Raw genomic sequence first — 14,140 nt, forward strand, 5'->3', positions numbered from 1 at the left:
TTTCCAGAACAACCCGAAAGCATCATTTACCGATATTTCAGTTTTTTTCACAATGATCAAAGATGCCTAATTTTAGGATCTGGCAAAATTATAAGGTTTTAGATTAACTTAATTTTATCATCAAAAAAATGTTAAAAATAACAGGCTTAGCATTTACATTTTAATTTTCCTTAAATTGCAAAACCTGCTTTATACTAGCCGCATACTTTTATTTTTTTATCTCCTATGTCCTCCGATTCACAAGTGAAAGTGCCTGCTCGGGCATTTGCACTGCTCCCGCTTATTGTTTTTCTGACCATTTTTTTGGGCAGTGGTATTTACCATTCCATCATTGGAACTGAGTTTGCGTTCTATCAAGTGAAAGCCCCAGTCGCTGCTCTTCCTGCAATTGTATTGGCAATTTTGCTCTATCGCGGCAAGATCAATGACGCGATTGATACCTTTATGAAAGGTGCTAGCCACCCGAATTTGATCTTAATGTTCATGGTCTTTATGCTCGCTGGTGCTTTTGCCAGTGTCAGCAGTGCCATCGGTAGTGTCGATGCAACAGTGCAGTTGGGACTATCGATGATTGCGCCTGAGTTCGTGCTGCCCATGCTGTTTATTATTGCGGCCTTTATTGCCACAGCGATGGGAACCTCCATGGGCACTATTGCAGCCTGTGCACCAATTGCCTTTGGTTTTGCTCAAGTCACCGAAATTGAAGCGGTGTATGCCATTGGTGCTGTGGTCGGTGGTGCTATGTTTGGTGATAATCTGTCGATGATTTCAGATACCACTATTGCTGCAACGAACAGTCAAAAAGTTCAGCTTCGCGATAAATTTAAGGTCAATGTCTGGATTGCTGTTCCTGCATCGATCGTCAGCATTTGTATTTATTTATTCATGAGTCAAGGCTCACAAGCGATTGAACACAAAGCCTATAATGCGTGGCTGATCTTGCCGTATTTAGCCGTATTTATTTTGGCCTTTTCACGTTTGCACGTGCTTGCTGTACTGACCATTGGTGTCTTACTGTCTGGCTTGATTGGTTTGGTGATTCAACCTGAATTTAATTTCTTAAGCTTAAATAATTCTATTTATGACGGCTTTACCGGCATGTTTGAAGTTGCCCTGCTTTCTATTTTCTTGGGTGGTATTTCTGCCATTATGCAAAAAGAAGGCGGTTTAGAATGGCTAATTCAACGCATTTACAGCATGACACGCTACTTTAAAGTTGGTGCTGAACGCGCAGGTGAAATTGGTATCAGTTTCTTGGTGATTTTCTCCAACCTATTTGTGGCAAACAACACTGTCGCAATTATTTTATCTGGTGACATGGCACGTGAAGTCGCGAAAGAATATGGTGTAGACCCTAAACGTACTGCTGCGCTCTTGGACATTTTCTCTTGCGTAGTCCAAGGTCTCATTCCTTATGGTGCACAGCTGTTACTGGCTTGTTCGATCGCAAAACTTTCGCCTGTAGAACTGATTGGTAGTGTGTATTACTGTTGGGTCTTGGCAATCTTTGCCATCCTGGCCATTTTACTTCGTTATCCAAGATTAAAAGCTGCGGCATAAGCTTGGCTTAAAAGAAAAGCGGTCGTTTGACCGCTTTTTTTAATGTTGTTTGAAAGGCTTTTCTTAACGAGCAATCTGCAAGTTTTATTCTAATCTCAAGGCTTTTTTTCGCGCTAATAATGTCTCTCCGCTATATGCCTTAAAAGCACGTGCCAAAGCAGACTGATCTGAATATCCTAACTGCAACGCGATATCCGTCAAATGGGTTTGTTGTGAAAGTAAATATTCACAGCGTTTCATCCGTTCAATCTCCAAAAGTCGTTTAAACGAGGTGTCTTTCTCCTGTAGCTGTCGTTGCAGGGTTCTCACTGACAGATGTAACTCTTCTGCTAACCACTCTATTTTAGGGGCTTGCTGTTGTAATTTGAGATAATCTGCGATGCATTGTTGCATCTGTAGAATTGGATCTGAATGTTGCGAACGAGCAGCGATCGCCTCTTCGGCTTGACGTAATAACAATTGCATCAGTGACGGATCAGCAAGTTCTGACTTTAAATCCAAACTATCGGCATGAATCACAAATGAATATTTAAGGGTCGAAAATTCCATTTGGCAGCCATAAAACTTTTCATAGTGATAACGTGCCATCCGCGGCGCATGGGCAAAATGAATGCGGAGTAACTTTAAAGAATCTGGAAAAATTTGCTTGGCCAAATGTGCCATACAGGCCATGGTCAATTCATTGACCAACGCATACCCATCATCATGCTGAGGCCAAGACAGTATAATTTGATGATCTTGATGGCTCATATTCATCGGCACAATTTGCGCGCCATCAATCACCAAACGACTAAATCGCATCACATATTGCAAAGCATCTGCAACACTATTACTCAGTGTCGCCATATAGCCTAACACCCCAAAATGCTCCGCACGAATATACTTGGCCATTTCAAAAACCAATTGCGGGCAATCCAGATGCTGCTGAGTCAGTTGCATGATGGTATTAAAAAAAGAATTCGGCGATTGAGAGTCGATCGGCAAAGACAGCACATGCTGAATTTGCGCAGCATATGGCGCAATCCATTCGAGCTGTGTATAGTTTAATTCACGCTCAATTAAGACCATATTCCATAGTTGGAAGTAACCATTTGGGATCTGAATTTCAGCCATCTCGCCCCTCTTTCTGACCTGCCAATTCTGACATTTTATATTTTCATCATGGCGTAAAATGTATAAAAATTGGCAATATCTGTCAAAACAAAGTGCAATTTCTCCGACATACTGCAATCAATACGACTCGCACAGAAAAAATATCATGAATGCTATCGTCAAATATCAAGTCGAACCCATTGTTCGCACAAAGCTAAATTTTAAGTTAGAAGAAATCCCGCGCTATTGGTTTGGCGGAGACCCTTTTTTAACACGTATGTTTGATGCCTTGAGCCTGACCTTTCCTGATGGCGAGCGCTATTTCATTGAATCTGTTCGTCTGTTCCGCAGTCAAATTCAAGACCCTGATTTACAGCAACGTGTCGCTGACTTTATTCGTCAAGAAGCGCAGCATGGTATGGCGCATGACAAAATGAATATGTTGATGAAACAACAAGGCATGCCTGTCGATGCGTTCATTAAACGTCTGAATAAAATTTTTAAATTTGAACTGAGCAAACGCTCACCTGAATACAACATTGCCATGACGGCTTCAGCCGAGCACTTGACTGCGCTGATGGCTGAAACCTTTTGTAGCCAAAAGTCCGTCTTAGAATCTGCGCATCCTTATGTCCGTGCATTATTTATTTGGCATGCGATAGAAGAAATGGAACATCGCGATGTGGCTTTTGATGTGATGAAAGATGTCGCTAAGGTCAATGAAAATCTAAAGAAATTTACTTTGGTCTGGACCAGTGGATTGATGCTCGGCTTTACCTTATACCGTGCCAATGTGATGCTGAAACATGACGGCTTCAGTTTCACTGAACGTTTAAAATTAAATATGAAAGGCTTACCGTGGTTCTTTGGTAAAAATGGCACCCTCACCCGAATGAGCAAGCCATATCGAGATTGGTTTAAAAAAGACTTCCATCCGAGTCAGCATCCCATTGTGCAAAATTATGATCTTTGGTTAAAAACTTATGAAGAAACCAATGATCCAATTCAAGCTGCAGAAGTGTTTTGGCAAGCTGCAAAATAAAAATTGAATAAAAAAAGCCGCATCGATTGCGGCTTTTTTATAGGCTTAGACTTACCATTTGGCATAGTGCTGCTCAAGTAAACCATATTCATTTAAGAATACTATTTCTTCGCCATCACGTTGAATTGTACCGCTAATTTTTGCCTGCCATTGACTGAACTGACTACCGACCAATCTTAAATTCAGGTTTTCATAGCGCCGCCAACCTGTGGTGACGATCAAATTTAAGCTGTTGTCTAAAGAACTAATATTCCATTGATTATCGCCTTGTTGCTGAAACAGCACATCAGACATGGGATACAAATGTCCATTGACCCACAGACAATTTTCATTGCCAAAGCTTTCATTTACACCAGAGGCAAGATTGATCCCAACGCGTCGATTTTGACTGTCCCAAAAGTTACACGATAACCAAAACCATGCGGTTTCAGGACGAAGAAAACCACAGGTATCATCTAAAGACACCAATGTCCGGTCATGGAATTGAATGGTCTTGCCTTGCTTATTGATAAAAAAACCTTCACACCCTAACGTCGTCAATTTTTGAGTATAGGTCCAACCATTAATCCCTGTGGGGCTACACATACTCAGCGGATCAGTCCCCGCACAAAACACTCGAGCGCTCAATTTGAGTTCGCCATGTTTTGACATTTGAATGTATCGCACACCATTGGCATGCTGAATATCCAGTTGAATCCCTGACTTAATAAAATGACTTTGATTAAATAAAGGTTGTTCATCTAAAACGGTATTACGTGACAGGAAATTAATCGAATTCCATTCCAACACTTCATTCGTAATATGATCATACACATAGACAAAACCGTGCCCCGCCCACGCGATATCGGCAATTGCTAGACCAATCGTATAATGTTCATGCTGAATACAACAAAATTTAAATTTTTTATATTTTAAACGCTTACGCCAACCTTCAAGTCGTTTTCCATACGGTGTCTTATATTCATACTTACTTAAATCGATACGATTGGGAAGTTCACTAAAACGCCCATAATGCGGCTGTCCATTCGGCCGTATTAAATCCATATACGCCATTCCATTGAGGTTTAAGGTCTAAATCCTGAATGTTATTATGCCTATTATTTAACGCCTGAAAAGACAATCCATCTGATTTCAGGCGAATATCACAAAAAAATATAAAAGCTGACATTTCAGCTCTTAATCATCACAAATGTTCATTTATTAAGATGTAATCATTTTTCCATGAATTTTGCTGGCTATGCGGGGTTTCAACCAATTCGATATAGCGCCCATAGACATGATCAATCGCAATACAATCATCAACATCTAGGGTTCGGTCGGTATGTTGTTTTTGCCAATGTGACTCAAAAAAAGCTTTGCCCCGTTGTTTTGCAACGCTGGCATTTTGTCCTGTCACCAAAACATAACGATGTAATTCACCAAATTCGCGAGCATCATATCCCCCGAGATTAATCAGCCATAATTTTTCATCTTCAGCTCGGGCCGCGGCATCACAAAATTGGATACGATAATGCCGATTTTCAGTGCTGACTGTATGTACCTGTGCCCAAGCATCAATATGTAAGCCTTTTTGCTCACCAAACCATGCCGTTCTCAGTTGTGGATAAACCTCTTCTAATGCGTTACCCACTGCAAGAATGACATCATGCACTTCGATATTTGCTCTTGGATGGCGTCCGCCGAGCATCACCATAAATAAACTGGACACAATCTCCCCCTATTTTTGACTTCAACTGCCCACATAGGGCTGAAGTAATTTCAACAAAATCACGCCGCCTAAAGATAGTACCGCATTGTTAACGAAATGAATGAGTAAGACATGCCAAATGTTACGCGTCCACAAATAGATCAGGTTGAGAAATAGGCCTGCCGCCATAAAACTGATGGTCGCAATCAAATCACCATCAAAATTATGATAATGAATCAAGCCAAATAAGATTGAGTTCAGCAAGACCAAGATCACTCGCCACGGCCACGGCTGTACAAATAGCTTTTGTAGCAAGGTATAGCGGAAAATAATATCTTCGAGCAAAGCGGTAAATAATGGCCCAAGACTGATGATCAGCAAACTAAAAAAGGCAATCGTATTGGGATCAATGGTCGATTCTTTTTCAATGCTCTCACCCACTGGCAAAAGACTGCGTGTAAAAGAAATCACCACTTGTAAAGCGACTGCACCAACAACCACCAACAGGCTTGAACGCCAAAAAGCCTGTTTATACTTTTGCCAGTGTGTATACAGCATCGTTTTATAGAGCCAACATACGGCAATAAATAAAATACCGCGAAAGATCGAATCACCCAAAGCAACCTGAGCCGAAACACCAAAAAACTGGTCTAGGATATAACTGTTGAGCAAGATCAACGGAAGAATGCACAGCGCAAAAGTATCACGCCATTGCCAATAAATATGGGTGGGAAAGGATTCAGCACGAACCAACTGGGTAAATGTCATTGTTATAAAGTCTTTCTAAAGTCATAAAATTTGCACAGTATTGTGATTTATTTCACAGTTTTATTCTGCATCTGTTTTTGTAGTGATTTGCCTCAATAAAATTTTCAGCCAAAAAAAAATCGCGCGGAATTGCTTCTGCGCGATTTGATATTTCAGAATATATAACCTCTCCCAAACCCTCTCCTTAAAGGAGAGGGCTTAAAGGAATTTACATCTCAACCATTTCCACACCATCAATGCGGGCAACGGTCATTAAGTCTTTATCACCACGGCCTGAAACTGTCGCAATAATGATTTGGTCTTTGTCCATCGTCGGTGCAAGTTTCGTCACATAAGCCATGGCATGTGAGCTTTCTAACGCAGGGATAATACCTTCAATTTGGGTTAAATCACGGAAACCTTGCAGCGCTTCAGTATCATTGATTGGCACATAGTTCACACGATGCATATCTTTGAGGAAGCTATGCTCAGGGCCTACACCTGGGTAGTCCAGGCCTGCAGAGATTGAATGTGTTTCAATGATTTGACCTTGATCATCCGACATTAAATAAGTACGGTTGCCATGAAGCACACCGACATGACCTGCATTCAATGGTGCAGAGTGTTTGCCCGTTTCAATGCCGTAGCCTGCCGCTTCAACACCGTACATTTTCACATCTTCATCATTTAAAAATGGATAGAACAAGCCCATCGCATTTGAACCGCCACCCACACATGCAACAAGAGCATCTGGCAGACGGCCTGCTTGCTCTTGAATCTGTTTACGCGCTTCACGGCCAATGATCGATTGGAAATCACGTACCAATTGCGGATATGGATGTGGACCTGCAACTGTACCAATCACGTAATAAGTTGAATCAACATTGGTTACCCAGTCACGCATCGCTTCGTTCATGGCATCTTTCAATGTTTTTGAACCGCTTTCCACAGGTACGACCGTTGCGCCAAGCAAACGCATACGGTATACGTTCATGGCTTGACGTTTTACGTCTTCTGCACCCATAAACACCACACATTCAAGGCCTAAACGCGCTGCAATCGTTGCCGTTGCTACGCCGTGCTGACCTGCGCCTGTTTCCGCAATAATACGTTTTTTACCTGAAAGTTTAGCCAGCAAAGCCTGACCAATCGTGTTATTCACTTTATGTGAACCTGTATGGTTCAGGTCTTCACGTTTTAAATAAATTTGCGCACCACCCAACTCTTTCGACCATCGCTCAGCATAATACAAAGGACTAGGACGACCGACGTAATACGCCAAGTCACGGTCGAATTCTGCCAAAAACTGAGCATCATCTTTCATGCGGAAATAGAGTTTTTCTAAGTCCTTAAGTGCTGCCATTAGAGTTTCTGACACAAAACGCCCGCCATGAATACCGAAATGCCCTTGTGCGTCAGGGAATTGGGTATAGTCAATCTTATTTTGCTGATCCACGATGGACTCCTTGCATAAAGCGTTCTATGAGTTGTTGGTCTTTAATACCTTTTGCCGATTCTACACCACCACTCACATCTACGGCGTAAGCACCAGTGATTTGAATCGCTTCTTCAATATTTTCGGGCTTTAAACCGCCCGCCAAAATTAAAGGAATATCGAGTTTTGGGAACTGTGCCCAGTCAAAGCTATGCCCTGTACCTCCTTTCAGCTCAGGATGCCATGCATCTAACAGTACGGCGCTTGCCCCTGCTTCTTGAAAGGCTTGAATCTCGCTAATCACGTCCAAATCTGGCTTAACCTGAATGGCTTTATACCAGCGGCGACCAACGGACTGCGCAATTGTTTGGCACTGTTCAGGGCTTTCATCGCCATGAAACTGCAGGATGTCTACAGGTGAAATTTTTAAAATATCCTGTATGTCTGCAGCCGATGCATTCACGAATAAACCCACGGTCTGCACATACGGCGGCACATGCTGAATCAGTTCAGCGGCCTGCACTGCCGTTACACTGCGCGGACTTGGTGGAAAAAATACAAATCCAATGGCATCAGCCCCTGCATGAACAACGGACTGGATATCATCAATACGTGTGATTCCGCAAATTTTGGCACGGGTTCGCATATTATTGTGGCTCTAACTCCGCCCTATTCATAGCCTATCTATGAATATGAAGGCGAATCATTGTAATGCAATTTTTAGACCTTGCGTAAAGTTCATCCTGAATATTTATTTACATCCGTTGTTTAAGACTCATACAAACTTTATACTGCGCTCAACTTGCTGCAAGTTGAGCTTAGGCTTAGGGAAGCTGGTGAGAATCCAGCACTGCCCCCGCAACGGTAAAATGAACCTCATATCTTTATAAACACCTTCAATTCATGAAGGAGTTTACACCACTGCATTGTTACGGGAAGGTGGATATGCCAATATTGTTTTAATCAATATTTATATTTAAGTCCGGATACCTGCTTGCTGCGTTCTTCAACTCAATCATTCACGTGGGGTGAATGTATGGAGCAAAGTATGTCTACTCTTTTTCAGCCTACAGCATTAGTGGGCGCAATCGCTATTGCAATGGGTTTTTCAACAAATACTGTGGCTGCTGACGCAGTTGAAAATAAAGCTTCCACAACTTTAGATACCATCGTCGTTACCGCTTCACGCAGTGAAGAAAATATTAATGATGTCCCTGCACGTATTTCAATTATCGAACCTAAAATTGTTGAGCAATCACCAATTGCGGAACTACCACACTTATTGATGAGTGATGCCGCGATTAACATGGTTCAAAGTGGTGGTTATGGTCAAGTTTCATCTATTTTCTTACGTGGTACAAACTCAAACCAAACTTTAGTGTTACGTGATGGTGTTCGTTTAAATACAGCGACAACAGGTGCGCCATCTTTAGCATTTATCGATACCACTGATATTAAACAAATTGAAGTCCTCAAAGGACCTGCTTCTGTGCTTTATGGTACAGATGCGATTGGTGGTGTGATTCAACTTGTTTCAAAAACACCTGAAAAAACCAGTGCTTTTGTGACTGGCGAGATGGGTGAAAATGGCACCTACAAAACCATCGCTGGAGCAGATGTTGCAGAAGATGGTTTCTATGCTCAAATTCGTGGTCAACGTTTAGAAACTGACGGCACACAAGTCACTGACTGGAAAAATAGCAAAGTTAAAACTGCTGATTATGATCAAAAAGGTTTTAGTGCCAAAGTTGGTGTGGAAAAAGAAGACTATGCGCTTTCTGTAGATTATCAACAAAATAAAGGCTCTACAGGTTATATCGACTGTAGTGCTTATGATGCGAACTATAACTGTTCAGGCTTAAAAAATCTTTCTCAAGATTTTAAAAATGAAATCGTGAATGTTAAAGGTCGTGTCAATATCACCTCTGATATTTCTGTGAATGCACGTTTATCACAATTTAAAGATGATATTGATCAAAATGATGTGAACTATGATGGGTCATACGATTTTATTCATAGTAAAACTCAAGAAGCTGAATTGTATGGTAAATGGCAATTCACCCCACATCAAAATATCTTGTTAGGCACAACCTACCAAACTATTAAAGGCGATGTGATTTCCTTTACAGCTCCTTACAAAGGGGACGTGGATTCACAAGGTTATTATATTCAACATCAGTATAAAAATAATGGCTTAGATACCCAAGTTGGCTTACGTGTTGAAGACAACGAAAAATATGGAACACATACAGTAGGTCAAGCTGCTGTTCGTTACAAAATCCTGCCATTAACCAGTGTTTATGCCAATATTGGTACGGCATTTAGATCGCCAACACTCAATGAATTGTATAGTTCTTATGGTAATGCTGATTTAAAACCTGAAGAAAGCATATCTTATGAAATTGGTGTAGATCAAAAATTAGCTTATGGCTTAAGTACTGGTTTATCTTTATATCGCACAGAAGTTGATGATTTAATTGACTACAATGCAGCGAATAAAAATAAATTTGGCAATGTAAAAGAAGCTAAATTCCAAGGTGGTGAAAGCTATTTGGCTTGGCAACAAGACCAATGGTTTGCAAAAGCAGCCTATAACTACGTGAAAGCTGAAAATGAAAAAACAGGCAAAGAGTTAAATCGTCGTCCTCGTCAAAGCTTTACATTAACCGCAGGACTTCAAAACGAAATTTATGGAATCAGCGGTGCTTTATCGTCTAAATCACATGCACAAGATTACCAACGTGAAAATCCTGGCTACGTGACTGTAGATTTCAATGCATATTGGAACGTGAATCCAAACGTAAAAGTCTTTACCAATATTGAAAATGTCGGTGATGTGAAATACAAAACTGCATCGTATGGTGGTGGTTACTACTATGTGAATGGTGGTCGTTTAGCTTCTGCAGGTGTGACATTTAAATACTGATTTTTAGTTAATCAGTTTCATCAATAGAAAGCAGAAAACTTTGAGGATAATGTCATGACTATGGCATTATCCTTTTTTATGACCGACCCGAAATTTTCATCATTTTAAGGACAAGACATGGGCCACCGTTTAAGCAAAATTTACACCCGCACAGGCGATTCAGGTACGACAGGTCTTGGCGACGGATCACGCGTAGCCAAAGATGATTTACGTATTGAAGCCTTAGGAGATGTCGATGAACTCAATTCAAGCATTGGTATTCTGCGTTCGCACATCGCACTTAGCAGTATTGAAGACAAAGCGACTTGGGATAAATCCCTCAGCCTGATTCAGCATTGGTTATTCGACCTTGGCGGTGAAGTCTGCATTCCAAACTTCAACTTGGTACAACCTGTGTCAATTGAGTTTTTGGAAAATGACATTGACCGTATGAATGAAGCGCTGCCAATGCTCAAAGACTTTATCCTGCCATCAGGAACGTTGGTGTGCAGCTTTGCCCATCAAGCTCGTGCAATTTGCCGACGTGCAGAACGCCGTTTAATGGCTGTACATAACCGCGACCAGAACATTCAAGCACCGTCATTGCAGCTTTTGAACCGCCTTTCAGACTGGTTATTTGTCGCATCGCGTACATTACAACGTGCTGAAGGTGGCTCTGAAGTGCTGTGGCAGAAAAATATTAACGACACGATTGATCAATAAGTTTTGGATTCAAAAATTGCTCAAATCCTTTGACCAATTAAAAGTCTATTTTACATTGAAATAAATCGAAACATTTCGTCCGATCATTCTTGTAATTCAAAATGATCGGCTCAAAATAATAGTGTCATCTCCCTGTCATGCTTACAGGACACTATGTTTTTATCTTTCAATTTTGCAGGCCCTTTATGCGCATAATCGGACACCGTGGCGCTCGTGGCGAAGCACCTGAAAACACCCTTGGTGGTTTTCAATATATTCAAGACTTAGGGATTCGTGCTGTCGAATTTGACGTTCGGCAACTTAAAGATCGTGCCCTAGTGATCATGCATGATGACCAATTTATGCGAACGACAGGTCAAGATAAACATCTATATGAATGTAGTTCACAAGAGTTAGAACCCTATAACCATGCTGTGACTTGGTCAGAATGGAATAAAGTTGAGCCGACGCCACTGCTCGAACAAACGCTCAAAATTATTCATAACTTCGATCATATTGAAGTCGAAGTGAAAGCAGTGAAGACACAGACTGAAGCTGAAGCGCTGACTGAAACCTTGGAACAACAGCTCCAAGGTTTCGAACATTCCGCGGTGATCACCAGTTTTGACCCTAAAATTCATCTTGCTTTGCAACAAAAAAAATCCGGCTTCAAACGCGGGCTTTTGGTTGAAACAGACGTAAAATTTAAAGCGATTGAACAAGCACTTGAATTAGGTTGTATCCAAATCGGTTGGATGAACCAACTCGCCAATTCAGACATTATTCAGGCCACGCAGCAGGCAAAATTAAATGTGAGCGTGTGGACTGTCAACGACGTTGATCGTGCTAAACAGCTTAAAGATTGGGGCATTAACGGCTTAATTACCGACTATCCTAAAATGATGATGCAGCATTTTTAATGCTGCTTTATTCCCCTAGTTTTATGTAATTCAGTCTTCGATCAACACGTGGCTTTTTCAACTGGCCTATTTTCGTTCTAAAACCAACACGGTTTGACCCCGACTGTTTTGCATCGTCATGTGTTTCCCTTTTATTTGGAATTGTGTTGCGGCTTGCAAGGCATCTGAAAGTTCAGCCTCTTGAGCCAAAGCCGAATCACAACTGAAATAGCCTGCTCGCGCATTCAAATCAATGCTGTGTTTTAAGGTATCAATCACATAAGTGCCACTGATGTTATTACATCCCGTATTGCCTTGAATTTGGCGAAATTGTGAACTGAACTGCAAATAAGGTTGATGATGAAAGAACTTGGCTTTTTGCCCAGCAATTTGCACAATCGTCCATGGAATATCTTGTATCCCATCATTCACGCGAATAACTTTTAATGGCTGCTCAATGCTGTTGCCATGTGGCTTCCCTTGTGACTTTGTAGTCACCTTCTGCGTCGGAGAACTTTGACAGGCCATGAGTCCCAGACAACTGATCAGAAAGCCGCCCCAGATACAGTGTTTGACCAAAAGCTGCGGATTATTTTGACGATTTTGCTGTTTTTTTAGCATCTTTTTTACCCCACAAAAAGTCAAATAACTTCAGTCGTATTATGTTACTGTTTAGAACAATACAACTGTACAATAACAGTGGTGAAAACGGGTTTTCCCGTGCTACTATTCTGTACGTTTAAAATCCCTTAAAAATTTAATGGGATTCGTCCTATCTATACCTCCCAAGGTTTCAGGAGTGCTGTTGGAGATGAATGCTCCCCTACCCAAAGCCCCAATGAACTGGATTGCTATTTTTGCATTGGTGTTTTTACCTATTGTCGCAGTTATTGCAATTCCGTTATATGCCATTAATCATGATTTTAGTGCCGCTGCTTGGATCAGTATGTTTGTTTTACTGGGTGTCAGCAGTTTAGGTATTACTGCGGGTTATCACCGCTTGTGGGCACACCGTGCTTATGAAGCAACCTTGCCTTTAAAAATCATTTTAATGCTCATGGGTACTTTTGCTGTTCAGAACAGTATTTTGTTCTGGGCTTCAGGTCACCGTACACATCACCGTCATGTAGACGATATTGACCAAGATCCATACTCGATTAATCGTGGTTTCTGGTATGCCCATATCGGGTGGATGCTTCGTGATTATCCAGCAGCAGAACCAAACTATAAAAACGCACCTGATCTGTTAAAAGATAAAGTCGTTTTGTTCCAAGATAAATACTACATTCCACTGGTAATTGCTGTTCATGCAGCGATTTTAGTACCAATCGGTTGGGCTGTAGGCGACATGTGGGGCGTTCTATTATTGGGTGGTTTAATGCGCCTAATCTTAAGCCATCATGTGACATTCTTTATTAACTCACTATGCCACATGTGGGGTAAACGTCCATATACTGACGAAAATACCGCGCGTGATAACTTCTGGTTAGCTATTGCAACTTGGGGTGAGGGTTATCATAACTATCACCACATTTTCCAATACGACTACCGTAATGGTGTGAAATGGTGGCAATACGATCCAACAAAATGGTTAATTTGGAGCTGCTCTAAATTAGGTCTTGCTAAAAATTTACGCCGTATTCCTAGCTTTAATATTAAAAAAGCTGAGTTGGCTATGAAGTTCAAGTATGCGGAACAAGACCTTGCGATCTATGGTCTCAACATGACCGATGATATTGCGACAGCTAAACAACGTATTTCTCAAGAATATGATGCGTTTTCGCAAACTTTGAATGACTGGGCGAAATTAAAAGAGCAGGAAATTCAAGCGAAGAAAACTGCAGTTGCTGAAAAAATTCATCAAATGGATGACAAACTCAAACTTGAATTCCAGCAAGTTGAACAACGCCTATCTCAGCACCGTGAAACACTGAATCAATTAATGCGTAATTTGAAAAAGAGAACCGCTTAATTGTTTTAAGCTTCTCAAATGATATAGCCTCCCTTGTGGAGGCTTTATCATTTTAAGCTACAGTTTTTCTATCTGGTCTTTGCTATAGTTTCTACATAA

General features: G+C 41.2%; 13 protein-coding genes and 1 riboswitch. Of the genes, 6 read left to right on the top strand and 7 right to left on the bottom strand.

All coding sequences use genetic code 11. From position 1 onward, the window contains the following. Window positions 1-225 precede the first annotated feature (225 nt). The gene (locus FTT98_RS05105) at window positions 226-1,560 is read left to right on the top strand and encodes a Na+/H+ antiporter NhaC family protein (protein ID WP_180177079.1); all 1,335 of its coding nucleotides are present in this window, start codon (window positions 226-228) and stop codon (window positions 1,558-1,560) included. Between the two features lie 84 nt (window positions 1,561-1,644). Here the strand turns inward: FTT98_RS05105 and FTT98_RS05110 are convergent, their stop codons facing one another. Beyond that, window positions 1,645-2,673 carry an AraC family transcriptional regulator gene (locus FTT98_RS05110; protein ID WP_180177080.1) on the bottom strand — a complete coding sequence of 343 codons (1,029 nt, stop codon included), beginning with the start codon at window positions 2,671-2,673 and terminating at the stop codon, window positions 1,645-1,647. A 145-nt stretch (window positions 2,674-2,818) separates the two neighbouring features. Between FTT98_RS05110 and FTT98_RS05115 the strand changes: the two genes are divergently transcribed. Further along, on the top strand, window positions 2,819-3,694 hold the full coding sequence (locus FTT98_RS05115; RefSeq protein ID WP_180177081.1) for a metal-dependent hydrolase: 876 nt from the start codon (window positions 2,819-2,821) through the stop codon (window positions 3,692-3,694). A gap of 51 nt (window positions 3,695-3,745) precedes the next feature. Here FTT98_RS05115 and FTT98_RS05120 read toward each other — a convergent pair whose 3' ends face one another. From FTT98_RS05120 to FTT98_RS05140, 5 genes are all read right to left on the bottom strand, one after another. Further along, a complete protein-coding gene (locus FTT98_RS05120) occupies window positions 3,746-4,738 on the bottom strand; it encodes a DUF2804 domain-containing protein (RefSeq protein ID WP_180157566.1) in 993 nt (330 codons plus the stop codon). Between the two features lie 139 nt (window positions 4,739-4,877). Continuing rightward, window positions 4,878-5,402: a DUF1543 domain-containing protein gene (locus tag FTT98_RS05125; protein WP_180177082.1), complete on the bottom strand. Its 525-nt coding sequence runs from the start codon at window positions 5,400-5,402 to the stop codon at window positions 4,878-4,880. 21 nt (window positions 5,403-5,423) lie between these two features. Next, window positions 5,424-6,149, bottom strand: a complete 726-nt coding sequence (locus FTT98_RS05130) for a CPBP family intramembrane glutamic endopeptidase (protein ID WP_180177083.1) — start codon at window positions 6,147-6,149, stop codon at window positions 5,424-5,426. 208 nt (window positions 6,150-6,357) lie between these two features. Then, window positions 6,358-7,584 carry a tryptophan synthase subunit beta gene (trpB, locus tag FTT98_RS05135; protein WP_180024528.1) on the bottom strand — a complete coding sequence of 409 codons (1,227 nt, stop codon included), beginning with the start codon at window positions 7,582-7,584 and terminating at the stop codon, window positions 6,358-6,360. Next, complete coding sequence (locus FTT98_RS05140; RefSeq protein ID WP_180177084.1) at window positions 7,568-8,209, bottom strand: phosphoribosylanthranilate isomerase; 642 nt, start codon at window positions 8,207-8,209, stop codon at window positions 7,568-7,570. The genes trpB and FTT98_RS05140 overlap by 17 nt, the downstream gene beginning before the upstream one ends. Window positions 8,210-8,355: 146 nt before the next feature. Next, window positions 8,356-8,576, top strand: a riboswitch (cobalamin riboswitch). A gap of 35 nt (window positions 8,577-8,611) precedes the next feature. Here FTT98_RS05140 and FTT98_RS05145 point away from each other — a divergent pair. The 3 genes from FTT98_RS05145 (at window position 8,612) to FTT98_RS05155 (ending at window position 12,090) form a co-directional block, all read left to right on the top strand. Further along, window positions 8,612-10,489: a TonB-dependent siderophore receptor gene (locus FTT98_RS05145; protein ID WP_180163254.1), complete on the top strand. Its 1,878-nt coding sequence runs from the start codon at window positions 8,612-8,614 to the stop codon at window positions 10,487-10,489. A gap of 117 nt (window positions 10,490-10,606) precedes the next feature. Then, window positions 10,607-11,191, top strand: a complete 585-nt coding sequence (locus FTT98_RS05150) for a cob(I)yrinic acid a,c-diamide adenosyltransferase (RefSeq protein WP_180074270.1) — start codon at window positions 10,607-10,609, stop codon at window positions 11,189-11,191. A gap of 185 nt (window positions 11,192-11,376) precedes the next feature. Next, window positions 11,377-12,090 carry a glycerophosphodiester phosphodiesterase gene (locus FTT98_RS05155; protein WP_180177085.1) on the top strand — a complete coding sequence of 238 codons (714 nt, stop codon included), beginning with the start codon at window positions 11,377-11,379 and terminating at the stop codon, window positions 12,088-12,090. 66 nt (window positions 12,091-12,156) lie between these two features. Here the strand turns inward: FTT98_RS05155 and FTT98_RS05160 are convergent, their stop codons facing one another. Further along, complete coding sequence (locus tag FTT98_RS05160) at window positions 12,157-12,690, bottom strand: META domain-containing protein (protein ID WP_180177086.1); 534 nt, start codon at window positions 12,688-12,690, stop codon at window positions 12,157-12,159. 190 nt (window positions 12,691-12,880) lie between these two features. Here FTT98_RS05160 and FTT98_RS05165 point away from each other — a divergent pair, with 190 nt between their 5' ends. Continuing rightward, complete coding sequence (locus tag FTT98_RS05165; RefSeq protein ID WP_180109986.1) at window positions 12,881-14,041, top strand: acyl-CoA desaturase; 1,161 nt, start codon at window positions 12,881-12,883, stop codon at window positions 14,039-14,041. Window positions 14,042-14,140: the final 99 nt, after the last annotated feature.

The organism is Acinetobacter sp. YH12039 (genome assembly GCF_013420015.1).
Lineage (GTDB): Bacteria > Pseudomonadota > Gammaproteobacteria > Pseudomonadales > Moraxellaceae > Acinetobacter > Acinetobacter amyesii.